Annotated in this window: 17 protein-coding genes and 1 tRNA gene; 8 read left to right on the forward strand and 10 right to left on the reverse strand. The window is 44.7% G+C overall.

What is annotated here, in order from left to right; translation table 11 throughout:
- Nucleotides 1-244 precede the first annotated feature (244 nt).
- A complete protein-coding gene (locus tag AAA952_RS02425) occupies nt 245-1,768 on the forward strand; it encodes an alpha/beta hydrolase (RefSeq protein WP_338254076.1) in 1,524 nt (507 codons plus the stop codon).
- 233 nt (nt 1,769-2,001) lie between these two features.
- Here the strand turns inward: AAA952_RS02425 and AAA952_RS02430 are convergent, their stop codons facing one another.
- Entirely contained in the window at nt 2,002-4,236 is a 2,235-nt protein-coding gene (locus AAA952_RS02430; RefSeq protein WP_338254079.1) for a diguanylate cyclase, read from the reverse strand.
- Nucleotides 4,237-4,695: 459 nt separating this feature from the next.
- Here AAA952_RS02430 and AAA952_RS02435 point away from each other — a divergent pair.
- A tRNA-Pro gene (locus AAA952_RS02435) sits at nt 4,696-4,772 on the forward strand.
- A gap of 353 nt (nt 4,773-5,125) precedes the next feature.
- On the opposite strand, the gene AAA952_RS02440 is transcribed toward AAA952_RS02435, so the two are convergent.
- From AAA952_RS02440 to AAA952_RS02455, 4 genes are all read right to left on the reverse strand, one after another.
- Nucleotides 5,126-5,944 carry a DUF819 family protein gene (locus AAA952_RS02440; RefSeq protein WP_338254082.1) on the reverse strand — a complete coding sequence of 273 codons (819 nt, stop codon included), beginning with the start codon at nt 5,942-5,944 and terminating at the stop codon, nt 5,126-5,128.
- Complete coding sequence (locus AAA952_RS02445; RefSeq protein ID WP_338254246.1) at nt 5,932-6,234, reverse strand: DUF819 family protein; 303 nt, start codon at nt 6,232-6,234, stop codon at nt 5,932-5,934. The genes AAA952_RS02440 and AAA952_RS02445 overlap by 13 nt, the downstream gene beginning before the upstream one ends.
- 160 nt (nt 6,235-6,394) lie before the next feature.
- Entirely contained in the window at nt 6,395-7,276 is an 882-nt protein-coding gene (locus tag AAA952_RS02450) for a LysR family transcriptional regulator (RefSeq protein ID WP_105252710.1), read from the reverse strand.
- Nucleotides 7,277-7,399: 123 nt separating this feature from the next.
- The gene (locus tag AAA952_RS02455; RefSeq protein WP_338254085.1) at nt 7,400-8,428 is read right to left on the reverse strand and encodes a porin; all 1,029 of its coding nucleotides are present in this window, start codon (nt 8,426-8,428) and stop codon (nt 7,400-7,402) included.
- A 226-nt stretch (nt 8,429-8,654) separates the two neighbouring features.
- Here AAA952_RS02455 and AAA952_RS02460 point away from each other — a divergent pair, with 226 nt between their 5' ends.
- Nucleotides 8,655-10,424 carry a flavocytochrome c gene (locus tag AAA952_RS02460; RefSeq protein ID WP_338254087.1) on the forward strand — a complete coding sequence of 590 codons (1,770 nt, stop codon included), beginning with the start codon at nt 8,655-8,657 and terminating at the stop codon, nt 10,422-10,424.
- A gap of 466 nt (nt 10,425-10,890) precedes the next feature.
- Here the strand turns inward: AAA952_RS02460 and AAA952_RS02465 are convergent, their stop codons facing one another.
- Together AAA952_RS02465 and AAA952_RS02470 are read right to left on the reverse strand one after the other, a co-directional pair.
- Nucleotides 10,891-14,010 carry a multidrug efflux RND transporter permease subunit gene (locus AAA952_RS02465; protein ID WP_338254089.1) on the reverse strand — a complete coding sequence of 1,040 codons (3,120 nt, stop codon included), beginning with the start codon at nt 14,008-14,010 and terminating at the stop codon, nt 10,891-10,893.
- A 16-nt stretch (nt 14,011-14,026) separates the two neighbouring features.
- Nucleotides 14,027-15,184 carry an efflux RND transporter periplasmic adaptor subunit gene (locus tag AAA952_RS02470; protein WP_338254092.1) on the reverse strand — a complete coding sequence of 386 codons (1,158 nt, stop codon included), beginning with the start codon at nt 15,182-15,184 and terminating at the stop codon, nt 14,027-14,029.
- A gap of 166 nt (nt 15,185-15,350) precedes the next feature.
- On the opposite strand from AAA952_RS02470, the gene AAA952_RS02475 reads away from it, so the two are divergent.
- The 3 genes from AAA952_RS02475 (at nt 15,351) to trmY (ending at nt 18,417) form a co-directional block, all read left to right on the forward strand.
- The gene (locus tag AAA952_RS02475; protein ID WP_338254094.1) at nt 15,351-16,079 is read left to right on the forward strand and encodes a response regulator; all 729 of its coding nucleotides are present in this window, start codon (nt 15,351-15,353) and stop codon (nt 16,077-16,079) included.
- Nucleotides 16,076-17,143: an ATP-binding protein gene (locus AAA952_RS02480; protein ID WP_338254096.1), complete on the forward strand. Its 1,068-nt coding sequence runs from the start codon at nt 16,076-16,078 to the stop codon at nt 17,141-17,143. The genes AAA952_RS02475 and AAA952_RS02480 overlap by 4 nt, the downstream gene beginning before the upstream one ends.
- Before the next feature lie 677 nt (nt 17,144-17,820).
- A complete protein-coding gene (gene trmY, locus AAA952_RS02485) occupies nt 17,821-18,417 on the forward strand; it encodes a tRNA (pseudouridine(54)-N(1))-methyltransferase TrmY (RefSeq protein WP_338254098.1) in 597 nt (198 codons plus the stop codon).
- A gap of 84 nt (nt 18,418-18,501) precedes the next feature.
- On the opposite strand, the gene AAA952_RS02490 is transcribed toward trmY, so the two are convergent.
- Nucleotides 18,502-19,368 (reverse strand): LysR family transcriptional regulator, encoded by an 867-nt coding sequence (locus AAA952_RS02490; RefSeq protein ID WP_338254100.1) that lies wholly within the window; start codon nt 19,366-19,368, stop codon nt 18,502-18,504.
- Between the two features lie 117 nt (nt 19,369-19,485).
- Here AAA952_RS02490 and AAA952_RS02495 point away from each other — a divergent pair, with 117 nt between their 5' ends.
- Nucleotides 19,486-20,592 (forward strand): NADH:flavin oxidoreductase/NADH oxidase, encoded by a 1,107-nt coding sequence (locus AAA952_RS02495; RefSeq protein WP_338254102.1) that lies wholly within the window; start codon nt 19,486-19,488, stop codon nt 20,590-20,592.
- A gap of 253 nt (nt 20,593-20,845) precedes the next feature.
- Here AAA952_RS02495 and AAA952_RS02500 read toward each other — a convergent pair whose 3' ends face one another.
- Nucleotides 20,846-22,633 (reverse strand): DUF3413 domain-containing protein, encoded by a 1,788-nt coding sequence (locus AAA952_RS02500; RefSeq protein WP_263148933.1) that lies wholly within the window; start codon nt 22,631-22,633, stop codon nt 20,846-20,848.
- Nucleotides 22,634-22,699: 66 nt separating this feature from the next.
- Nucleotides 22,700-22,918: a YejL family protein gene (locus tag AAA952_RS02505; RefSeq protein WP_011847036.1), complete on the reverse strand. Its 219-nt coding sequence runs from the start codon at nt 22,916-22,918 to the stop codon at nt 22,700-22,702.
- A gap of 77 nt (nt 22,919-22,995) precedes the next feature.
- On the opposite strand from AAA952_RS02505, the gene yejK reads away from it, so the two are divergent.
- A complete protein-coding gene (yejK, locus tag AAA952_RS02510) occupies nt 22,996-24,024 on the forward strand; it encodes a nucleoid-associated protein YejK (RefSeq protein WP_263138485.1) in 1,029 nt (342 codons plus the stop codon).
- Nucleotides 24,025-24,044 lie beyond the last annotated feature (20 nt).

A 24,044-nucleotide genomic window follows, 5' to 3' on the forward strand; every position in this document is an offset into this window, starting at 1 on the left:
GTGTATAAGTTTCGTTGGAATAAGACTATTTTCGATCCTAACCCGATTAAGGCCTATGCGGCTAATAAAATTGCGAGATGAGTAAATTGGGGTGACTAAATTGAAGTGACTAAATTGAAGTGACTAAATTGGAGTGATTAAATTGTACTGCTTAAGTGGTTTTTATCGCGGTAAAACGTTTGAAGGATGTTTTTATCTACCCGTATAATCTAGTTGCACATTTTATCTTCATGTAGGAACAGCGATGAAGGCTATCATCATAGGTTCGACAAAACACCTATTTTTAGCTGCAGTGTATGCAAGTACTGGCATAGTGGTGGCGTTACTCGCGACAGGGATCTATTTTCTTAATGCGCGCCCTGAGCTGTCACTTTGGCATACGGTCGAGCTAAAAAATGAGTTCCATTACAATACCAAACTTGCCAATTTTAATGAGTACTTAGCGCTAGAAGACCGCTTATTCGCCGAAGTTGAGCGTAAAGTTGTCAAAAAGATTCCCGCCAATGAATTTTCTCCAGTGAACCGCTATGTCAAAAATAGCTTATCTGATCCTGCCCATTGGCCACAAAACTGGAATCGCAGTTATGAATGGCCTGTGGCTAATGCCGAATTTGGAGTATTACTGCTCCACGGTATGTCGGATTCGCCCTATGCTCTATCCAATGTGGCAGTGCACTTTAAAGGTAAAGCCCATGTGCTCGGTTTAAGACTGCCAGGACATGGCACGATTCCAAGTGGATTGACTGAGCTTTATTGGCAAGATCTGGCCGCAGCGGTGAATTTAGCCACAGCGCATATGCGGCAAACTCTGAAAGATAAACCATTATTTGTGGTGGCTTTTTCGACGGGTGCCGCCGTCGCGCTGAACCATGAGTTAGAACGTATAAGCCATAATAAAACCCCTGATTATGATGGAATGATTTTTATCTCTCCCGCGATAGGGCTAGCGCCATCTGCGGCGGCTGCACGCTGGCAGAGTTGGATAGGACGATTGTTGGAGCTGGATAAACTGCAATGGAACAGTATTCAAGTAGAGTACGATCCCTTTAAATACACCTCTTTTGCGGTTAATGCGGGCGATGTAGTTTATCAATTAGCCCTGCGTAACCAAGGTTTATTGGCAGGATTAACGCCGAAGCAACGGGTGCAAGTTCCGTCGATACTCACCTTTCAGTCAGTGGTGGACGCAACGGTTTCAACTGCGGCGGTGGTGAATAATCTGTATCAAACGTTGCCTGAAAAAGGTCATGAGCTAGTGCTGTTTGATATGAACCGACTCGATGTAAATGCCAAGATGGTGTCCAATGATCCGCTTGCGGGCTTGTTGGCGAACATTAATAACCCTGAGTTACATTATCGCGGCACTGTGGTGGAAAATATCAGTAATGAAACCACGCAGGTTCAGGCGCGATACTTTGGTTTAGATGAACTGGGTTTAGATGAACAAAATTTAGATACACAGGATATAGACACACAGGGTAAAGTGCTCACTCAGGTCAGTGAAAACGTGCGGATATTAGATTTATATTGGCCTGCAGGTGTGTATTCCTTATCCCATGTTGCGCTACCTTTTGGCATAGATGATGGGCTTTATGGTGCCGTGATCCAGCCTGATTTACATAGGATCCAAATCGGAGCCTCAGCTTCGCGGGGAGAGCGCGGCTTGTATAGTGTGTCAGCATCTGAAATGTTACGACAGAAATGGAATCCATTTTTCCCGTATCTACTCGAGCGCATGGATGAGTATCGACTCGCGCATATGCACTAGGATTTTGTGATTGATTAACCGCTCAGTGTCATAACGCCTGAGCGGTTATTGATGATCACACTATGTAAATGTGCGCTCAGGATCAAGCAGAGCCATGCAGCTTAACCTGCTAGCATTCAGTACAATGCTGCGCAATCCAATAGTGATTGAACGCCGCTCAGCTAATCTGGCCTAAACCTTCTTTACCTTTGAACGACTGCCTCTTCAACAGCTTTCTCCTAAACAAGCGCCAGTTAAACAATCAGGCTGCAAACCACTCGATCACGCCCCTGTTCCTTTGCTAGATACAAGTTATTGTCGGCTTGCTTAAGCCAGTGCTCTAAAGAGTCGCTATAGGTGGCATTGGCAATCACAGCGCCAATACTCGCCGTGACATTGAAGCTTCGATTATCCTGCGGATTGATGATCACAGTATCAGCGAGTTGCTGTTTAAATTCATTAAGATGTGCTTCGACTTTCAGGGCATTACACATAGGCAAAATCAGCAAAAACTCTTCGCCGCCGTAGCGCGAGATTAAATCAATATCCCGTTTGAAGAGTAACGTTAAGAGTTTAGCAACCACTTTTAAACACTCGTCGCCGCCTAAATGACCATAAGTATCATTGATTTGTTTGAAGTGGTCTAAGTCCATTATGGCAAGTGTCATAGCATCTTGACCCCGTTCACACATCTGTTGGATGAGCGGGAATTGGTGTTCGGTATAACGGCGATTATAGAGATTCGTCAGCGGATCGCGCTCGGCTAAATCCTTTAATTTCACATTAGCGGCCTCTAAATCTTGGGTGCGCTGCTGTACTTTTTGTTCAAGTTCTTGTTGGTGTTCGAGTAAGGTTTGCTGGTTTGAGGCCAAACTTTCATACAAGCTATAGATCTCTTTAGGGGTACTTTTATCGAGTAGATCATGCTCAAACTTCTCGTCACTGACTTTTTCTTGCTTAGCGGGACCGAAATGCTGCGCTAAAAGGGATAGAGGTTCGGTCAGTAACTTACTGATGGCTTTAGTAATAAAAAAGGCACCGACTAAGGAGCAAAACAGCAAAATTACCGTGTTGACATATTGGCGTTCAGCCAGTTTTAAAAGCGGCACAAAAGGTTCTAAAACATAGAGTTGCCACCCATTGTTTAACTTATGCTGGGCATAGATGTACTCAGGGGTATTTGAGTCTAGATTATGCAGGTTCATCAGTTGAAGCCGGGCGCGATATATCTCGCTGCCTTTGCTGAATGACAAGGGGGTGAACGGTGCGAGTCCTAACCCCTCGGAGGCATAAATCAGATTATTGTTCTCATCGGTCAGTAAAATAGATTGCTGCTCATGGTGCAGGTTTTGTTTATCTATGCTGGAAAAATAGCGTAAATCTAAGCTGCCTTCGACTATCCCTCTGGCTTGATTGGGAGCATTTGGACTAAAAATAGGGGCACTGATGGCAACGATTACGTCATTACCAAAACCTCTGCCGATAAATGCGGGTGATACAAAGGTTTTATGGTTATAAAACGCTTGGATAAAGTATTCCCTATCCATCACAGAAGGGATTTCTGCTAGGCGATCTAAGTTCACAATATTGGCCATTGGACTGGCAGCGAGCAAATTGCCTTGTTCATTCGCAATCAGCATAGTTTTAAAGCCTTGATTGCTATCGTGTATGCTCGATAGCAATGCCTGCCACTCATTGATGCCAGCGTTCGACAGACTCAAAAACTTGGCCGTGCTAGCGATGACTTGGGTGTTGTAAGCGAGGTAGTTGTCGGTTGCATGGCTCAAATGAGTTGCCGTATCGTCCAGATTGCGATTAATCAACACCTGTTGTTTATCAATGAAAAAGTGATTAAATGCTAATGACGAAACTAATAAACTCACAGTAATGATTAAGGTGAACAAGTAACTGAGCTGCGAGCTAAAAGTGCGTCGGTTAAGATTGGTCAGCTTGCCTTTAAAATGCCATAGGCTTGGAATAGCAACCACACAGAGTTCACCAATTGCAGCGTAAATCATGCCATTAACGGCTTGTTTTATCGCAGTAAAAGGAATGTGGCTGGCGGGCATTTTAGCAATGACAGCCACATAAATAGCTAACAGCGGGATCCCCAATAACACCCAATAACTCACACTGGCATAGAGTATTTGAATATCTCGGCGCCTTGCAAAACCAAGCCATAATGCTTCGAGTAAAAACAGTAAATACACGTGCGGGCTCGACCACACGATCATGAGTCCCGTTGCGGTAAATAGGGCGGTGATCAACGCATACCAAGGTCCTAAGAGTATTGCCACTATCACAACGGCCACGTTGCCGAGAATCAATTGCACATTAGCGAATAAAGGGATGGGAAAAAGATTCAGGACTAAGCCGAATACACCCAGAATAATGGCCAGTCTGAGATGGGCGGTTTGGAAGGCGGGTAAATGCAAAGAAAAGTCCCTTTGAAAATTTGCTTGTGTTAACTGTCTGTGATTATGGCACAAATAAACCCAATGCCTCTATCCCAGAGCTTCAATTGAAGCCCCCAATATAAAACCATAACAGAAATGAATTTGTAGAAACTGATTCTGGGAACGGATTAAAGAAACGAATTATTGGGATGAATTATTGAGACGACGAATAGTGCCACCGCTTTATCTAGGCAAACATAGGCTGAATTCTGGTCAGTAACAGGCTGACGAGTCGTATAGCTAATGGATGAGGCCATTTCCGAACGGTTATCGACGAAAATTGTGTCATTCAGAACATAAACTAAGCAGTCGATCAAAGAGATGTAATGAAGCCCTTGCGCAGTTGCGAGGCAATTGCTACAGTTCTGCCTCGCTTAAGATAAACCCCATAAACAGTATCTTAGGTAATAAGTAATTGAGCAAAAACCGTAAAGATTAACGCTAAACAATATTTAGCTAAGTCAGCACAGGTATGCAATATACTTAAAAATTCGGTATGTAGCGCAGCCCGGTAGCGCACTGTCATGGGGTGTCAGGGGTCGGAGGTTCGAATCCTCTCATACCGACCAAATTCCTCTTTTTATAAGAGTTAAAAAGCTTGCAAACTTAATCGTTTGCAGGCTTTTTTATTTTAGTGCGATTTTAAATTCATTTTAGTCATACCAAAAGACTTAGGTATATGTATGGTAAAGTGTCTCAAGTTTGAATCATGAAAAAACATAATAAATATGGGCAGGCTGCGCGTAGCTGCGACTTTATCCCAGTGTTGAATCACCCCGAGGTTTGATTGATTGGGGGGGTAATGGATAAGTTGTATCGTTAAATTGAATTTTGCTGAAAGCTTTGGGTAGTGCTTTGAAGATTCTGGAGTGGCATTTATTGGGAGCAAAAAAATTAGTTGGCCACACTTTTTGTTCCCATCTTATGGTTGAATAAACTGCATTAAAAAACCAAAATACCATGCCAACAAAGACGCCCAAGTATAACCCCAAACTGCCATCAATAAAGCAGCGGAAGCCAGCCTTGGGTGAAAAGCACTGGCGATAACTGGTGCAGAAGCAGCACCACCAATATTGCACTGACTCGCGATCGCGAAGTACATGATAGGTAATCGGAAAAAAACAGTAAAAATAAATAAGATAATAATGTGTATAGAGAACCAAATAAGAGCGATACAAACGTAATAGGGCGCGGCGCTCAATGCGCTAATATCAAAGTTCAACCCCATCAACATTATCATGATATAGATTAAAAAAAGAGCTATCTGCTGAGTTTCCTTGACTAACACATGTCTTGCATTTGTTAATGAAAATAATAATCCTAAAAAAGTTGTAATTAATACTGACCAAAAAAAATCAGAAGTAAGATTGTATTTAAATAAGTGTGGGAAACTATTAACGATTCTTGTTGCAAGGAAGGATGATAATCTTTCACTAAAGAGAATTACAATGAAAAAAGTCAAGCTCAATATCAGAATCCAATAATAGCCTGTTTGTTTTCCTATCACTTTACGTTTGATGTCAGTGCAAAATATCGGTCTATAGCTTTTATCAGCTTTCAGGAAATCATCGATTTTATCTTGGCGTTCTGCAATGAAAAGTAATATAACCATCCATATACCGGAAAAAAGAATATTAATAGCCATCATTACCGCAAATACGGCATCACCGACACTGTGGATTTCTTTTACAGCCAATTGATTGGCGGTTCCGCCAAGCCAGTTTGCCATTAGTGTTGACATGCCTTTCCAAGCAGCATTATCTCCCTGCCAGACGAGTTCATTCGGAAAAAATATAGAGCTAACCATAGGCTTAATGGACCACCAATACAGATGCTCACAGCACCTAGTACGTACATACCGAGAAGTTTTTTTCCCACTAAACTGAGAGCAAAGAAATCGGTACCTAAAATCAGCAAAAATAAACAACCGGGCATTAAGTGTGTTTTTGCCATTTCGCTAAGTTGACTATGACTTGCATCAATAATATTTAGCGAGCTAAAGATGGCAGGTAAGGCGTAGCACATTAGCATCAGTGGAAAAATACGATAAATTTGCTTAAAAAGTGTAATAGAGGATGTGTGTGTATAAAATAAACTACATAGTAAAAAGACTAAAAAAAATCCTATTCCAAGATCTGATGATATCAATTTAATTCACCTAGTAAGAATAGCTGGTATACATTGTTGTATTTTACAGTAGCTTACTAAAGGCTAGGAAACTCATGCTTAATGCAGATAATTCTTCTCCTTCACGCTGAATTGACCAATAAGTTCGTTTATAATCCCATCCATCCACAGGTAATAAAATAAGGTCTTTTCTTGCTAATTCAGCGTCAATCGCTAATAGGGGTAATACACTCAAACCTATACCTGTTCCAATTGCCCTTTTAATAGAGCCAATGGTTGACATGCAGATTTCATCACGAACGTGGATATTTAAGCTTTTTAATAACTGAATTGCACGAATTCGAGAGAACGATGATTCATGGTCGAATATCCACAATTGTTCACTAAGCCAAGATTTTGTATTTAAACCATTTGCAGCAGGATGAGTTACACCACTCACAATGCAAAGATTATCTTGTAACCAATGCTCACAAATGAGATTTTTACTCGCGGGTTTAGCATCAATAAAGCCTAAGTCTAGTTCTTTTTCTGAAACCATTTTTTCAATAACTAAACTATTATCAATGACTAGTTTTATTTTTACATCGGGATATTGGTTCTTAAATAATGGAATTTTTCTAGATAATACATAGTTACCAGCAGTCTTACTGCTCCCAATGGTTAACGTCCCCTTAATGCCATGTTCAGGGAATGAAAATATATTTTCTAACTCTTTTCCCTTGGATAGCATTTCATTAGCATAAGGTAATATTATTTCTCCATGCGCATTTACAACCAAACCTCCCGCTACTCGCTCAAATAATCTACAGCCTAAAGACCCTTCTAATTCTTTAAGTGCCATACTTACAGCTGGCGTTGACATATGAAGCACTTTTGCCGCTTTTGAGATCTGTCTCTCAGAATGTATGGCTTTAAAGATCATCAATTGTCTTAATGTTATCCGCATCTTGTGCTCCGCGAGGGAAAAATCAGTTATACTAGCAGTATAATAGTTTAAAACGATAAATAATTAACATGATAAATATCTGATTTTTATAAAGCGGCTATGTAGCCGCTTTATCTATAGAGGTTAAAATAGATATCTTGTAGATACAAAAATGAGAGTGTCATCAAACTCAGTATGTCCTTTGACGTCAGTATAGTCACCATCAAAATAGGAAATACCTACCCCAAAAGTCAAATCCTTTTGAGCCTTAAAATCAACGCCTACTGAATATTGACTTGCATCACTCTCTTTTAGTGTTTTTAGATCTGCTCCGGCATTTTTTGTCACTTTACCCAGCCCAGCATCATCTTTTAAATATTGAAATTTTATATCATATTTATTAATAGGAATAACCATACTTAACAGGTAGGAGTTACCTTTAATATTATCATAAATACTTGACTCAGAGCGCTGGTACATAGCCCCCAATTTTACGGATGAAATAGCAACACCACCCACCAGTCTTGTTGCCTCTAACTGATTCAATCCATCAGCATAGGCTATTGAAATATAGTGACTATTCTTTTTAAGTGCAGCATCGCCTAGGGAAAAGCTAATTGCATAATTGTTTTGTTTATCAGAAAGTTCTGGATTTTTTTGATTAAAATCCTTATCAAAAACATAACTAATACCCATAGTAACACCTGCGACCTTAGTGCTATTTAATGTTACCGAATCGCCTAATCTATCGTTACCTGCAATGATCATATTCATATCGCTTGAGGTAATATTAAATAAATCCACTTTACCTTCAGCACTTTTAAAAACGGTATCATTTCTTCCGAAAACAGCTGAACCATAGTTAGTTTTAAAACCTAAGTATGAGTTTCTCGGTTTGAAAATATTAGAATCATCGTTATCAAAGCTTTCTATCCCTGCTTCAAATTTATATAACAAGCTAAAATTATCATATACACTATACTCACCTTTAACGCCTAAATATGATGCATAATTTTCAAGGGAAAATCCATCAACTTTTTCGTTACCAGAAAGACCATTACTTGAGTTGGCCACACCAAGCCACAGTCTTCCATAAAAATCTAGTGGCTCAGATAAAGCTGGAGTTGAACAAATTAAAATAAAACTAAAACCAATATATTTAGAATTTTTCATCGACATCACCTTTTTAGAATGTAAAAGCAATGCCATATTAGAGATTTAAGCAAACACATCTCCGCTTTAGATCACATCTAATCAACAAAAACATCGAGTTAAGCATAACTTAAAGTGTGTTAAGTTATATTTAATAATTTCAATTCATTGCTCAATGTCACTATTTAAAAAAATTAAGAAGCTATCATCACGCCAAATCTTACCAAAATAAAAACTGGAGAATTGCATGAAGATAAAATACTTGAGTATTATTGTCTGTTCGATTTTAACGGCGTCATCATGGGCTGCTGATAATAAAAATGATTTAGCATCATTCCATAAAGATGTTAATGGTTGTAAAACCTGCCATACAGCCCCCAATAAAGTGAGCGATAGCGAGACATTTGAAAATAAACAATGTAAATCCTGCCATGGTGATTATGGAAAACTAGCAAATCCCAAACTAGAAATTGACCCACATTCTTCACACTTAGGTGATATTAATTGTACGTCTTGTCATAAAGGACATGAACAACCAAAATTATATTGTAATGAATGTCATTCATTTAAAGGGCTCGACATGCCTTTTAATAAAGCAAAATCCAAAGAACCGTGGGACAAAGGTTGGGATAATGAAGCAATAAATAAAGCGATAGCTGCAGGTCCTAAAGAAACAACGGATGTGATTGTTGTTGGAGCCGGTAGTGCTGGGTTTAATGCTGCGATTGCAGCTAAAAAGGCGGGGGCTAACGTTATATTGCTTGATAAAGCACCATTTAGTGGTGGTAACTCTATGCTCGCCGCAGGCGGGTATAATGCTGTGGGTACAGTTCAGCAAAAAGATCATAAAGTCGATGATAAAATCGAATGGTATGTCGAAGATACAATGAAAGGCGGTCGAAATGCTAACGACCCTAAATTGGTACAAATATTAGCGGAGCAATCGGCTGATGGCATTAAATGGTTAGAATCTTTAGGCGCCAATATGGATGATTTAAAACGCTCTGGCGGCGCTAGAGTCGATAGAACACATCGTCCATCTGGTGGTTTAAGTGTTGGTCCACATATTATTGATGTACTAAGAAAAGCATCGGATAAAGAAGGGGTTGATACAAGACTCAACTCCAAAGTTGTTAAATTGGTTGTTGATGATGAACAAAAAATTGTGGGTGTTGTCATCCACGGTAAGCACTCTGGTCACTATATGGTTGCAGCTAAGTCGGTTGTTTTAGCCACAGGTGGTTATGGGTTTAACAAAGAAATGATTGCTTTTTATCGCCCTACATTTAAAGGCATGACAAGTTCAAATAATATCACTTCAACTGGGGATGGTATTGAACTTGCTAAAGCAGTCGGTGCAAGTATGACTGATATTGATTGGATCCAGACGCATCCAACAGTAGGAAAAGATAGCCGTATATTAATTTCAGAAACGGTTCGAGGTGTCGGGGCCATAATGGTTAATAAAGAAGGCAATCGCTTTATCAATGAATTAACGACTCGAGATAAAGCCTCTGATGCCATTCTAAAACAACCTGAACAATATGCTTGGCTAGTATTTGATAATGAATTATATAAAAAAGCTAAAATGGTTCAGGGGTATGATCATTTAGAAATGCTTGAAAAGGCCAATACTGTTGCAGAGCTTGCAAAAATAACAGGAATGACCCCAAGTGTTTTAGACAAAACTATCACAAACTACAACCATTATTTCAAACAGGGTAAAGATGAGGCATTTAACCGTGAGCAGATGCCGCTATCAATAGAAAAATCTCCTTATTATGCCGTAAAAGTTGCTCCTGGCATCCATCATACTATGGGGGGAGTTGCCATTGACACTAAAGCTGAAGTACTCGATATACAAAGCCAACCGCTCAAAGGTTTATTTGCGGCGGGAGAGGTGACCGGTGGTGTTCATGGGTATAATCGACTGGGTGGTAATGCTGTCGCTGATACTGTGATTTTCGGTAAAATCGCTGGGACAAATGCTGCTAAACATGCTCTAAATACAAAGTAACGCTAAATCAGTGAGAGACTCGTTATTGTCTCTCACAACATCTCAAGTTTTATTCATCGTAAATATTAGCAATAAAATTATTGCTTGAGTTAAAGTGCTCCCCTGCTATTTTTTGAGAGGCTAATGTAGCCTCTCTTTTTTATTTTTCGGCAGAATTAGATTCGATGGATTTTGCTCACTTTTCGATGGCTTCATCTTTTTAGATCGCGCGGGAATATTGGCGAAATATACTTACTCTTTCCATGAATCGAATAATACACTGTAGGCGAGTCCAGCATCGCACCATTTCTTAGAGAACCAATTACAGATTTGAACGTCGGAACCTTAAGCCGGATACGCAGTAACGATTACTATCACTGAACCTACATTTCCAACGTTTAAAATTATTACACATATATTGATCAGCTTTAATGCTCAATAGGATTGTGTTGTTAGACTTTCCTACAGAGCATCAAAGCGGGTGAGGCTATTTGGCAGTATTGTGCCGCGCAAGCCAGGCACTCAAGCGCTCTTGTGTGCCGATGACAAAGACAAAAAACGCCGGTACGAAGAATATTGCCAGCAAGGTGCCACTGAGCATGCCACCGAATACGCCAGTACCGATTGCATGCTGAGTTTCGGCGCTGGCGCCGCTCGCAAGCATTAAGGGTACTACTCCGAGAGTAAATGCCAATGAGGTCATCAAAATTGGACGCAGACGCAAGCGTGCTGCGGTCACTGCAGCATCTATCAGCGTATGGCCCTCGGCATGCAATTGGCGGGCGAACTCGACGATGAGGATAGCATTTTTTGCCGATAGACCGATGATGGTGATCATTCCCACCTTGAAGAACACATCGTTAGGCATATCACGCAATATTACTGCCGTTACCGCGCCCAGCAGACCCAGCGGCACGACCAACATCACCGAAAGTGGGATCGACCAGCTTTCGTACAACGCAGCGAGTACCAGAAATACTACCAGAGCGGACAGCAACATTAGCAACGGTGCCTGCGCCGCCGATTGGCGCTCTTGCAATGATGCCCCCGTCCACGCTACTGCGAACCCTTGTGGCAACTGCGCCACTAAGCGTTCCATCTCGGTCATCGCTGCGCCGCTGGAAACGCCTGCTGCCGCGCCCCCGGAAATACGCATAGCCGGGAAGCCCTGAAAGCGCATCATTTGCTGTGGCGACTCTTTCCATTCAGCCGTCACTACTTCCCGTAGAGGCACCATGCCACCACTTGAATTACGCACGCGCAGGCTGAGCACGTCGTCCAATTGCATTCGTGCCGTAGCGTCGGCCTGCAGTATGACCTGCTGCATACGTCCATTATTTGGGAAATCATTGACATACAGTGATCCCATGGCCGCCGAAAGTGTGCTGCTGACCGCGGCGAAGGACAGACCCATAGCCTCGGCTTTTGACCGATTGATATTCAGGCTAATGCTCTCACCGGGCGGCAGGCCATCTGGGTAGACATCGCTGACCACCTCGCTCTGCACAGCCAGTGCCAGCAATTGTGCCTGTGCAGCTATCAATGCAGCCTCGCCCCGATTGAATCTATCCTGCAGGAACAGAGTGAAACCTGAGGATGTGCCCAGCTCGTCAATGGCTGGCGGCATCATGGTCATCACTGTGCCTTCGACGTTATCAGCCATAGCTTGCTGCGCCAGTGCCGCTTCTTCGGCAGCCGTAGCACCATTACGCTGATCCCAATCTTTGAGCATAGTGAAGGCCATGGCTGCATTGGGGCCGGAGCCTGCAAAGCTAAAGCCCAGCACTACCATATTTGCATCCAGCGTTGGGCGCGATGCGACGTGCGCCTCGTAGGCTTTGACCACATCCAGCGTGCGCTCGCTGGTAGCGCCTGTGGGTAATTGGATGGAGGTCATGAAATAGCCTTGATCCTCTTCTGGTAGAAAGGACGACGGCAATTGCCCTGCAGCGAGGATCAGCACTGCGCAGAGTACGGCAAATGCCGCCATCATACGTCCACTGCGTCCAACCAATCGTGCTACGCGTGCACTATAGCCTGCGGTGAGTTGTTCAAATCCACGGTTGAAGGCTCCGAAGAAACCGCCTTTTTGATGGTGATCAGCACTAACTGGGCGCAGTAGCGTGGCGCATAGTGCTGGCGTTAGGGTCAGTGCGAGGAAGGCCGAAAACAGAATAGACACCGCCATCGACAAAGTGAATTGTTGATAGATCACTCCCACTGAGCCGCTACCGAAGGCCATGGGGATGAATACGGCGGTCAGCACTAGCGTGATACCGATCACCGCGCCGGTAATTTCCTTCATCGCCTGTGAGGTTGCCTCCCGCGGCGACAGTCCTTGGGTAGCCATCAGTCGCTCAACGTTTTCCACCACCACAATAGCATCGTCAACAATAATGCCAATGGCCAGCACCATGCCGAACATGGTCAGCGAGTTGATTGAGAAGCCTGCCAGTAACATCACCGCGAAGGTTCCGAGTAGCGCTATGGGCGCGACGATAGCTGGTATAAGTGTGTAGCGCAGGTTCTGCAGGAACAGGAACATCACCATAAATACCAGCGCCATAGCTTCAAACAGGGTATAGATTACTTTTTCGATAGACACTTTGACGAAGGGGGCGGTATCGAATGGCACTGAGTAGCTCATGCCAGCAGGCATACTCAGCGCCAGTTCGGCTAGACGTTCACGTACCGCAGAAGCTGTGCGTACAGCGTTGGCTCCTGGCGAGAGCTGGATAGCAGCACTGGTCGCCGCCACACCATTTTCACGGTTAGAAAAACCATAGGACTGAGCGCCAAGCTCGACCCGAGCCACATCTGCGAGCACCAATTTTGCGCCATCGGCACCGGCACGTAGGACGATAGCAGCGAACTCCTCGGGTGTGCTGAGTTGTCCTTGCACTGTTAGGGGGACCGTCAGTCGTTGTCCCTGTAAGACAGGTTCATCACCGAGTCGCCCTGGGGCTATTTGTGCGTTTTGCTGCTCAATAGCGATAGCAAGGTCGTTCATTGTCAGACTATAGGCGGTGAGTTTATTCGGGTCTACCCAGACGCGCATGGCTTGCTCGGCACCGAATAATTGCACGCGACCAACACCGTCGATTCGGCGCAGTTCCTCGACAATATTGCGTGCTAAATAGTCGTTTAGCGCGATTTCGTCGAATTGGCCGTTTGGAGATGTCATACCAATCATCATCAAAAAGCTTGAAGCGGCCGACTCAACCTGCAGACCGCTCTGTCGTACAACTTGAGGTAGGCGTGGTTCGACAGCCTTAATACGATTTTGCACGTCCACTTGGGCCATTTCAGCATTCGTGCCCGGTTTAAAGGTGGCGGTGATTTGTGCACTGCCCGAGCTGTCAACTGATGATTCGAAGTATAGTAGGTTTTTTACCCCCGATAGTTCACGTTCGACAAGGCTTACTACAGAGTCATTAAGTGTCTGTGGCGTGGCTCCAGGATAAGCGGCATAAATGCTCACCGACACGGGTGCCACTGATGGGTAGCGGGAGATGGGTAATTTTGGAATGGCGATGACGCCAATCAGTACGATAAATAAGGCTATCACCCAAGCAAATACTGGGCGGTTGATGAAAAACTGGGGCATGGCGACTTCTCCAAATTCAGCGCACGACGGCGCTAAGTTGCTGAGGAACGACAGAGGGTTGCCAAGGTCGCGCATTCACTTGTGCTGCAGGGCTTAGGCGTTCGATACCTTCAACAACTATCTGCTGCCCAGCACTAAGGCCGGATACTACGTGATAGCGACCTGCCACCAATTCATCGACCTTAACGGCCACAGGTTGCACTTTAGCTTGCTCATCAAGCACCCACACTTGGGATTGACCAGCCTTGCGAGTCACTGCCTGCTGAGGCACGTTCAGAGTCGTAGGATAGTAAGCTTGTGGAATGCGAGCTTTTACAAAGAGACCGGGCAACAGACGATGCTGCGGGTTATCTACCAGCACGCGCAGCAGTACATCGCCTGTACCTGCATCTACCTGAATACCTGAAAATAAGATATGCCCTTGCATGCCAAGAGGCTCGCCACCACTGCTTAGGATCTCAACAGCTAACTCTGGGAGCCCTGAGCTTGCCAGCTGACGCATCGCTTCCAGCATTGATGCTGGAAGACGTACATCAACGTACACTTGGTTGATTTGTTGGATCCTCGCCATGGGTGTGGCATCGGTGGGTGAGACCAATGCACCTTCACTCACTAATGCTTCATCTATACGTCCGGAGATGGGTGCCTCTACGCTGGCAAACTGTAGATCTAACTGACGCCGTGCCAGCGTCGCTTTGGTTTGGGCTACATCTGCGGCAGCCTGATCGCGCAGGGAAATAGCATCGTCATGCATTTGTTGGCTGACGGCCTTGGTTTGTATCAAAGAGGCTAAGCGATCGGCTTCTTGACGAGCCCGAACCCATACAGCTTCGGCACGCTGTAACGCTGCTGCAGCAATATCAACATCCGCTTTAAATGGCGCTGGATTTATTTGAAACAGCACAGTGCCAGATGTTATCTCGGCGCCCTGTTCGAATAGACGACCTTGCACTATGCCGTTAATTTGCGCGCGGATCTCAGCGCTACGAACCGCAGCGACACGACCGGGCAGATCTTTAGTCACCAATAGTTCTTCATTTTTTAATGTCATCACTGACACTTGAACCGGAGCAGTTGTCTCTTCATCCTGTACCGCTGAATCACAACCTACCAATCCCAACACGGCAATTGCTACTACTAACACAAAGCTTAAGTGCCGCTGTTTGATGCACATAATCTACTCTCCTCAATGTACAGCGATCTCACTAATGGCGTTTTATCAAACGCTAGAGAACTAATGCTGAATTATGACGAGTCACTATTGCGAATTATTCGAGACATTGTGGAGAATGTATGGAGGGGATGATAAAGTTCAGCAATTTTAACGTTGGGGGCAATCCATGGCTAATCTCAATGCACCCGTAAGTTCTATGACTTCGGCACTGGTATTAATTGCAGAGGATGAAGCAGAGATTGCCGATATCCTTATCGCTTATTTGCAGCGTAGTGGGCTGCGAACTCAACATGCTATCGATGGTATCCAAGCGCTAGCCATGCACCAAATATTTAAGCCCGATCTATTACTGCTCGATGTACAGATGCCGAATCTCGATGGCTGGAATGTACTGAATGAAATTCGCTCCCGTGGTGACACGCCGGTGATCATGCTTACCGCACTTGATCAGGATATCGATAAATTAATGGGGTTACGCCTCGGTGCTGACGACTACGTGGTTAAACCATTCAATCCCGCCGAGGTGGTGGCTAGGGTGCAGGCAGTACTGCGACGCGCCCGCACTAACACGCCTATAAATACCCAAATGTTGCGCGTCGGCCAGTTCCAAATCGACTTAGACAGCCACGAGGCTAGCGTAATCTGTAACGGTCAGCAGCAGGCACTGGATCTGACCTTGACCGAGTTCAAACTGCTCGCTTGCTTGATGCGTACACCGAAACGTGCTTTTAGTCGTGAGGAGCTGTTAATTAATTGCTTGCCTGAGGGCGATACTCAGGAACGAACGGTAGACAGTCATATCAGTAAGCTACGTAAAAAGCTTGAAGCCCTCGATATTCAAGGAGTGCCGCTCAGTGTCTGGGGGATTGGCTATCGCTTTGGTGGTGAAGTATGAGGCAAACACCGGGTTTGCGCAGGCAAATTATCCAGTCCCTAGCGGTAATGACATTAGGCATCATTTTCCTGTCAGTGTTTGGCTCCTATGTATTCTATGCCATTGCAGTGGCCTACCTGCCAGGCAGTATATCTGAAACCTGGATGCCTTCTCAGATGGAAATGCTATGGATAGTTTGCACTATCATAGCCGCATTGGGGATGGCGCTATTTGTTGCCATTCGCCTGTCACGGCGCATTCTTACTCCTCTTAACTCTGTGGCATATAGCCTACGCGAAGTCGCCCAAGGCAAGCTCAACGCGCGTGCGCGAATGGACCAACATGCGATGGGGGAGACGGCGCAACTGGTGAGTGACTTTAATGCTATGGCCGAGCGCCTAGAGTATATGACTCGCGAACGGGAGTTTTGGAACGCGGCAATCGCTCACGAACTCCGTACCCCAGTCACCATTCTGCGTGGTCGGTTGCAGGGATTAGCGGAAGGTGTTTTTAGCCCCAGCAGTGAGCTCTTCGAGGGACTGTTACGCCAGGTAGAAGGCCTTAATCACCTGATCGAAGATTTACGAGTGCTGAGCCTTAATGACAGTGGTCATCTAGAGTTACAGCGGGATGAGGTCTGTTTAGCCGAGGAACTTAGTGCGGTGATTGAGACTTTCGCGGCGGTGTTAGACGCTAGGGGACTCATACTGAAGCAGGAACTCGATACAAGACTTAAAGTTTACTGTGATGCTATACGAATATGTCAGGCGCTGATGGCGCTGCTGGAAAATGCACGCCAGCATGCTGATCCTGGCACTTTGACTGTAAGACTTTACAGCGTGGGAGCAAGTTGTTATCTAACCGTAGAAGATGAAGGCCCTGGTATTCCTGATGAAGCAGCAAGCTACATATTCGAGGCATTTCGCCGAATTGATCCGTCTCGCTCTCGAAAAAGTGGTGGCAGTGGGCTCGGCCTCGCAGTGGTTAAAACAATTGCTGAAGCTCACGGCGGCCACGTGGTCTGCCAGCCATCGGGCCATGGAGGAACAATATTCGTTCTGTCTTGGCCTGTTAAGGCAAGTTAAGGCTCCCCTTAACTATGTCCTGATACTGGAGTTATCTATATGAACGGTGACGTGCTTAGTGATTCCTGCACGTATGGTCACCACGCTAGAGTACATTGCTGAATCGGGAAAATGCAGGGATTGTAGGTATTCCCTAGATCCCTTTGGTTGTTATCCGATATTGATTACAACTAATGGGATGTTATTTTGTTTGAATACGCTTAATTTGTTGTACTTGTAGCCTTGATATCGCATTTGCGTGTAAGTGTACATAAATTGTTGAGGTAATTAAAACGTGCAAAATTACATTATTTATGTTTAAATTTAGCAGGTTATGATTAAACGGTTCACTGTTATAGAGTGTCAGGGGGTGGAGGTTAGAATCCTCTCATACCGACCAAATTAGATGCTTAAGTTTAGTTTGTTTTAATCATTAAAATAACCAGCAGTTAAGTTAAACAAAACCCCGTGTTAGCATTGCTATACGGGTTTTGTTTTTTATACCTTTTCGCTGCTGATATGACTAACGCTGCTTGCGACTAAGGTTCAAGTTCGAGTGATTAGGCTGGCTTTGGCACAGCAAAAGGCAAAAGGCAAAAGGCAAAAGGCAAAAATTTTTAAGGTGAAATCGTTAATTTCACAAATTATATGCATCCGCCATTTAGCATTTAAGACATTATTGAGTAGGACATTTACCTATGCGCGCGTTTGTTTTACGAGCAAGATCAGCACCTACTGACAGTCAGTTGTTTTTGGCTTCTGTCGGCCAAGAGGCGCATACCGAGATTTTAGCTCATACCCTGATGAACACTATTTTTGTGGCTCAGTCCCATCGAAACGATGTTGTCGTTTATTTGGTGCTAGAAAGTACCCATGATTTTTCTCGCACTATTTGCTTCGATACTCGAAATATTTGCCATATTGGTGGTTTTCACGAGCAAGCTTTGCTCACTAAAATTGCCAAAGCCTTAGATATTTCTCGGGGCATGACGAAGGAGCAAACCCGTGTTGTTGACGAGGGCATCAGTGTTAGCACTATCAGTTTTGAAAAGTTGGTACAGGACCTCGCGGTGGATTATCAATTGTTTATGATGGATAGGAAGGGCACTTCAATCCGTGAGCAAGAATTTGTGGGGAATCCGTGCTTTTTGCTGACCGATCATATTCCTATGCCGAAGAAAAGTTTTAATACCTTGAAACGACTTGGCGCGCAAAAGATTAGCCTAGGGCCTAAGATGTTGTTTGCTTCACAGTGCGTGGTATTGATCCATAATGAATTGGATATTAATCAATAGTCTCTGAGTCTTATGTATCCGTTGCTAACGCTGACTATTCCTGTGTCGCAACTTGTGTGTCGAACCCCATTTTTTAATGGGGTTTTATATTTTCCCCTTTAAAAATGTGATCGCTTTTTGGGCCCTGCGTGACAAGGGCCATTCCGCGCGGTGGATAAGCCAAATGGTGTCTACAACTTGGCTGCCACATTCCACAACATAGATATCTTCTTGTCGTTCAAAGGCTTTGCGGGCGTATTGCGGTATAACCGTAAATCCTAGCCCTTTTGCGACAGGCTCGAGAATAAGGCTGATTTGGTTGGTAAATCCCTTGCAGGGGATCTCTTGAATACCGGGGTGAGTTGGATATTTACGGCTAAGCAGCCGAGTCGCCATGGCCTCACCATCGGGATGGGAGATAAACCCTAGCCGTTGTAAATCAGTCCATTCATGTTGTTTATGGCTCGCCGGTACTACAAGTTCAAGCGGCTCTTCGGTAAAATGTGTGCTGTGAATACGAGGATCGGAAGGTTTTAAGGTGACCATGCCGATTTCATGTTCATTGGCCAACACTGAGGCCACTATCTCACTATCAGGTGCAAAACGGTGGCGAATGCTTAACGCCGGACAGGCTTGTTGTAATTCGATTAATAATGGAAAAAGCGTTAAACCAATGCTACCTGGAGTGATAAGGCTAATATCACCGGCATTGGCGTCATCATGGATAAGTTTTTGTTGTAGGCGTTTCTGCGCGCATTCAACTTCTTTAACGTAGGTCAGCAGGTTTTCCCCTATGGGAGTGATTTCAAGCTGGCGGGGGCGGCGTAAAAACAGTGTGCCGTATGTTTCTTCTAAGCGACTGATATGCTGGCTCACAGCCGCTTGGGTGATACCTATAGCTTCGGCGGTACGGGTGAAATTCCCTTTCTCGACTAGCACGCTAAAGGTGTGTAACCACTGTGGATTTGTCATAAGAAAAATTTATCAAATCTATAATCTGTATGTGCTTTTAATTATGGCACGATAAGACTAGTCTGTCGTCATTCAGTATTCAAATACCTTTTGATCTTAATAGACACAGGAAACACCATGGCCGATCTATTTTCATCCTTCAAACTTAAAGACATCACCCTCAAAAACCGTATTGCCGTTGCGCCCATGTGCCAATATCAAGCCACAGATGGACTCATCAATGACTGGCATCAGGTGCATTACACTAGCCTTGCCCGTGGCGGAGCGGGTCTTGTTGTGGTTGAAGCCACAGCGGTTTCTCCTGAAGGACGTATTACCCCCAAATGCCTTGGGTTATGGAATGACGAACAAGCCCAAGGCTTAGCAAAAGTGGCTAGTGTGATTAAAAATGCGGGTGCTGTTGCAGGCATTCAGATTGGTCATGCAGGCCGTAAAGCGAGTGCCAATATCCCGTGGGAAGGGGATGACCATATTGCCGATAATGACGCGCGAGGTTGGCAACCGATTGCACCATCAGCTGTCGCATTTGGCGCAAACTTACCTAAAGTGCCTACCGCTATGACGATTGAGGACATTGAGCGGGTTAAAGCCGACTTTGTGGCGGCAGCAAAGCGTGCTTTAGCCGCAGGATTTGAATGGTTAGAACTGCATTTCGCCCACGGTTATTTAGCCCAAAGCTTCTTTTCAACCTATGCTAATCAACGCACCGACCAATACGGTGGCAGTGCCGAAGGGCGGGGGCGCTTTTTGTTAGAAACCATTGCCGCGGTAAGAGACGTTTGGCCATCGCATTTACCCTTAACGGCGCGATTTGGCGTGATTGAATTCGACCATAAAGATGAAGAAACACTGACGGAATCGATAACCTTGGTGAAGCAATTTAAGCAAGCGGGGCTCGATATGTTAAACGTCAGCATTTGCTTCTCGACCCCAACGGCAAATATTCCATGGAGTCCTGCATTTTTGGCGCCTATTGCAGCGCGGGTTCGTCAAGAAGTGGGGTTCCCCGTTGCGACTTCTTGGGGTATGGATGATCCACATCAAGCCAATGCGGCCATTGAAGATGAACAAATGGATTTAGTGATGATAGGTAAAGCGTTTTTAGCGAATCCACATTGGCCATATCAAGCGGCGCAAACCTTGAAAATTGCGCGCCCATCTTGGGTATTACCCGCTTCTTACGCCCATTGGTTAGCACGCTACTCTACGGTTAAAGCCGATTGATTGTAGAGTGACTTGAGTTGATTTAAACCTAAGCCTTAAAAAGCCGTTATCTAGCGATAGCGGCTTTTGGCTTTAGTGGCAGGTAAGGTCCATCATAAGAGACTAGCTACAAGAGACTAGCTTCAAGATAATGGCCACGCAGCCCCACGCAGTTAAATCCAAGCTTCGTGCATTTCGTATTCATCCAGTCGCCAGGGAATAAAAAAGCCCCAATCCTGTAGGAATGGGGCTTTCTTAACTAAGATGATGAAGCTCAGTGGTTATAGAAACGTCGACCTTCACGCATCACTTCAATCAATTCAGGCGCGCTCATTTTTTTATTGAGCCTATGTTCATAGTTTTCATCGTAAATACGATATTTACCGTGGCGGTCAATCACTGTCACTTCTGCTTCTTGATAGATAGCAAAAATACGGCTATCACCTATATAGATCCACGTTTCTTTGTCAGGTTGTAATAGGCTGCGGCCAGCGCTGTAATCTGTCGTGTTATTGGTGCAACCTAGCACGTGGGTCATTAAAGTCGGCGCAATGCCGTAATGGCTGGTGCGGTATTTGACCTTAGAAGCACCCGTATTCGGCCAGTGGATCACTAATGGCACTTTGACACTCTGTGGTGACAGGTTGCGATTCGCTTCATCACTATTGCTGGTGAACATTTTGCCATTGACCCCAGTGATAATCACTAAGGTGTCGTTGGACACATTGGCCAGCATCGCCTTGAGTTGTTGATCGACAAAATACAGAGATTGGCGATATTGATTAAACAGTACTTTTTGTGCTGGCATCAGGTCGGTATTGGCTTTCACTGTTTCGATACCCAGAAAACCCACGGGAGTATCAAAATTTTCTGGCGCTTTTAAGTTAACGAGCGCAAACCAAGGTTTATTTTGGATGCTGTGCCACTCGTTAAAACTGGCCACTGTGTGCAAATCGGCATCGGCGCTGCCATTGGTTTCTTTGGCTATGACAGGATTAAAGTCATTAAACATCGCCTGTGATGAACGCAAATTGAGATTGGTTTCAGGGAGGAAAAGCCCCAATTCATAGCCTGCTTGTTGAAAGCTTCTGGTCAGTAAAGGACTGGTGCTATTAAAAATTCGCGCATCGCCATAACTGCCTTGCAGGCCATAGAGTAGCGAAAACATGCCCGTTCTAAATTGGTTGCCGCCGCTGAAATGCTGGGTAAAAGATTGATTATTTTCAGTGTATTGTTGTAGGAATGGCATGCTTTTACCATCGACCATATCCGCCCGCAAACTGTCGATAGTAATCATCAACACGTTGATTTTCGTGTCGGCCTGGCAGGTGAGTGGCTGCTCTGGATAACTGAGTACACTAGTGTTGTGATTGACGTCATCGCCTTGGTATGAACCATCGATACCGTGACTTTCCATAAAGGAGCGAGCAGTCGCGGGATAAGATAAAGGATAAGTATCGTCGAAACGGGTAATTTCGGTGATATCGGCGGCATCGGCCCAAATGTGGATCAAGTGGCTGCTGATAAAACAGATACACACTAAGGTGATAACTTTATTGCCTAAATTGAGTTTTTGGATTTTCTCTATGCGTTTCCACAAAAAATTGGCCATGGTCAGTTCAATGGCGATGATGGCCAGCGGGGTGACGATATAAGAAGTACCACGGAGCAGGGCATTGAGATCCGCCCAAGCTAAATCGAAGGCGAAGGGGCTCAAGTGCATGCCGTAATCGGCGTAAACAATGGTATCGTACAGTAAGATACAAAGACTTAGGGTCGCGATCACCGCCGCGACACCTCTTAATATTTTTGAATAGGGCAATATCAAGGTTAGTGGAAATAGGCAGATCAAATAGGCGATAAAGGCGAGAAAGCTAAACTGACCAATAGTGCTGACGCTCAGATAAACCCAGCCATACCAAGTTTCTGGATAACCCACGCTGCCAAGATATCGGCTGCCGACTATCATGGCTAATAAGCCATTGAAGAAGGCGAACCAATGTCCCCAGTTGATGAGCCGGGAAACCCGATCGCGGCTCATTTGCTTTTTTCGCTCGACCATAGTGATCCGCTTATTCCTAAAAGGCCTTGTATCTTATATTCTTTTGATGATTATTACCCAGTTAACTTACTGGGATTTAACCGATTGTGCGAGTGCTTTTGCAAATTGTTCGGCCACGGCTTGGCGCGATTCGCTGGGCACTTTACGTTCTAGCAGGTTAGTCACGCAGTTACCCAATGCCATCAGGCTCAGGTCAGTCGGTGCTTTATGCTTTTCTAACACAGCCAATATTTCGGCGATTAATGATTCAACTTGGGTGTTTGAGTATTTCGATTGGATTGCCATAATCAAAAAATGTTTCACTTTGGAATGGATTAGCGGCATATAATAGCGGATTTATCCCAGTATCACTATCAGGGCTTATGAGTATTAACATCGAACACGCAATTATTCACGAGATTTCTCAGGACAGTCAGGGGCAATTACGCTGCCGTTTGCGTCCTCAACCTCTGCTGAACGGTCAGGCGGTCGAGGTGATGCTCGACGAGTTGCATCAGACATATACGGGAAAGGCCGGTAAAGGTTTTGGCTATTTTGGTATCCATGGTGACGACGGTGAGGCGAATCCCGCCTTTGCCAATGCGCTAACTCAATACCGTGGCGGCGAGCTAGGGTTTGTGGAATTTTCCGGTCAAGCCAGTAAATTACTGCAAGAAGAATTGTCGAAATACGACTTCAGTCAAGGCGGTTTCCTGTTGATGTCTTGCTATACCAGCATCACCAGCGATTATTTGTTTGTGGCTTTATTAAGTGCTAAGTCGTCAATGACAGTATTAGATGATATGGAACTGTCGCAAAATAACCATTTGGATTTAAATAACATCCAACTCGCGGCGCGTATTGATTTAACTGAGTGGCAAGCCGATAAGGATTCTCGCAAGTACATCTCCTTTATCCGTGGCCGTGCGGGACGTAAAGTCGCTGACTTTTTCCTCGACTTTATGGGCTGCGTAGAAGGCGTCAACACTAAGGCGCAAAACAAAACCTTAATGAATGCGGTTGAAGATTTTGTTGCCAGCAGTGAGTTGACGAAAGACGAGCGTCAGCAGTGCCGCAATAAAGTGTTTGAATACTGTAGTGAGCGTTTCGATGAAGGCGCTGACATTGAGATCAAAGACTTGGCCGATGAGTTAGCCGATCAAGGCATGGACTCCTTCTATGATTTTGCCCGTGGCGGCAGTTATGATCTCGATGAAGAGTTTCCGGCCGATAAATCGACCCTGCGCCAATTGAAGAAGTTTTCTGGTACAGGTGGCGGCGTAACGTTAAGTTTTGATGGCGGCCACTTAGGTCAACGGGTGATTTACGATCCCATCTCGGACACGATTTTAATCAAAGGTGTGCCAGCAAACTTAAAAGATCAGCTTGATCGTCGTCTTAAAGGCGAATAGTACTTAATTAATCCATCGTT

It is taken from the genome of Shewanella sp. M-Br (assembly GCF_036245925.1).
Classification (GTDB): Bacteria; Pseudomonadota; Gammaproteobacteria; order Enterobacterales; family Shewanellaceae; genus Shewanella; species Shewanella oncorhynchi.

Coding starts and splice junctions, on each gene's coding strand:
- AAA952_RS02425 (WP_338254076.1), top strand. CDS start 245: ATGAAGGCTATCATCATAGGTTCGACAAAACACCTATTTTTAGCTGCA.
- AAA952_RS02440 (WP_338254082.1), bottom strand. CDS start 5,944: ATGTCAACACTAATGGCAAACTGGCTTGGCGGAACCGCCAATCAATTG.
- AAA952_RS02445 (WP_338254246.1), bottom strand. CDS start 6,234: ATGCTAATGTGCTACGCCTTACCTGCCATCTTTAGCTCGCTAAATATT.
- AAA952_RS02450 (WP_105252710.1), bottom strand. CDS start 7,276: ATGCGGATAACATTAAGACAATTGATGATCTTTAAAGCCATACATTCT.
- AAA952_RS02455 (WP_338254085.1), bottom strand. CDS start 8,428: ATGAAAAATTCTAAATATATTGGTTTTAGTTTTATTTTAATTTGTTCA.
- AAA952_RS02460 (WP_338254087.1), top strand. CDS start 8,655: ATGAAGATAAAATACTTGAGTATTATTGTCTGTTCGATTTTAACGGCG.
- AAA952_RS02465 (WP_338254089.1), bottom strand. CDS start 14,010: ATGCCCCAGTTTTTCATCAACCGCCCAGTATTTGCTTGGGTGATAGCC.
- AAA952_RS02470 (WP_338254092.1), bottom strand. CDS start 15,184: ATGTGCATCAAACAGCGGCACTTAAGCTTTGTGTTAGTAGTAGCAATT.
- AAA952_RS02475 (WP_338254094.1), top strand. CDS start 15,351: ATGGCTAATCTCAATGCACCCGTAAGTTCTATGACTTCGGCACTGGTA.
- AAA952_RS02480 (WP_338254096.1), top strand. CDS start 16,076: ATGAGGCAAACACCGGGTTTGCGCAGGCAAATTATCCAGTCCCTAGCG.
- trmY (WP_338254098.1), top strand. CDS start 17,821: ATGCGCGCGTTTGTTTTACGAGCAAGATCAGCACCTACTGACAGTCAG.
- AAA952_RS02490 (WP_338254100.1), bottom strand. CDS start 19,368: ATGACAAATCCACAGTGGTTACACACCTTTAGCGTGCTAGTCGAGAAA.
- AAA952_RS02495 (WP_338254102.1), top strand. CDS start 19,486: ATGGCCGATCTATTTTCATCCTTCAAACTTAAAGACATCACCCTCAAA.
- AAA952_RS02500 (WP_263148933.1), bottom strand. CDS start 22,633: ATGGTCGAGCGAAAAAAGCAAATGAGCCGCGATCGGGTTTCCCGGCTC.
- AAA952_RS02505 (WP_011847036.1), bottom strand. CDS start 22,918: ATGGCAATCCAATCGAAATACTCAAACACCCAAGTTGAATCATTAATC.
- yejK (WP_263138485.1), top strand. CDS start 22,996: ATGAGTATTAACATCGAACACGCAATTATTCACGAGATTTCTCAGGAC.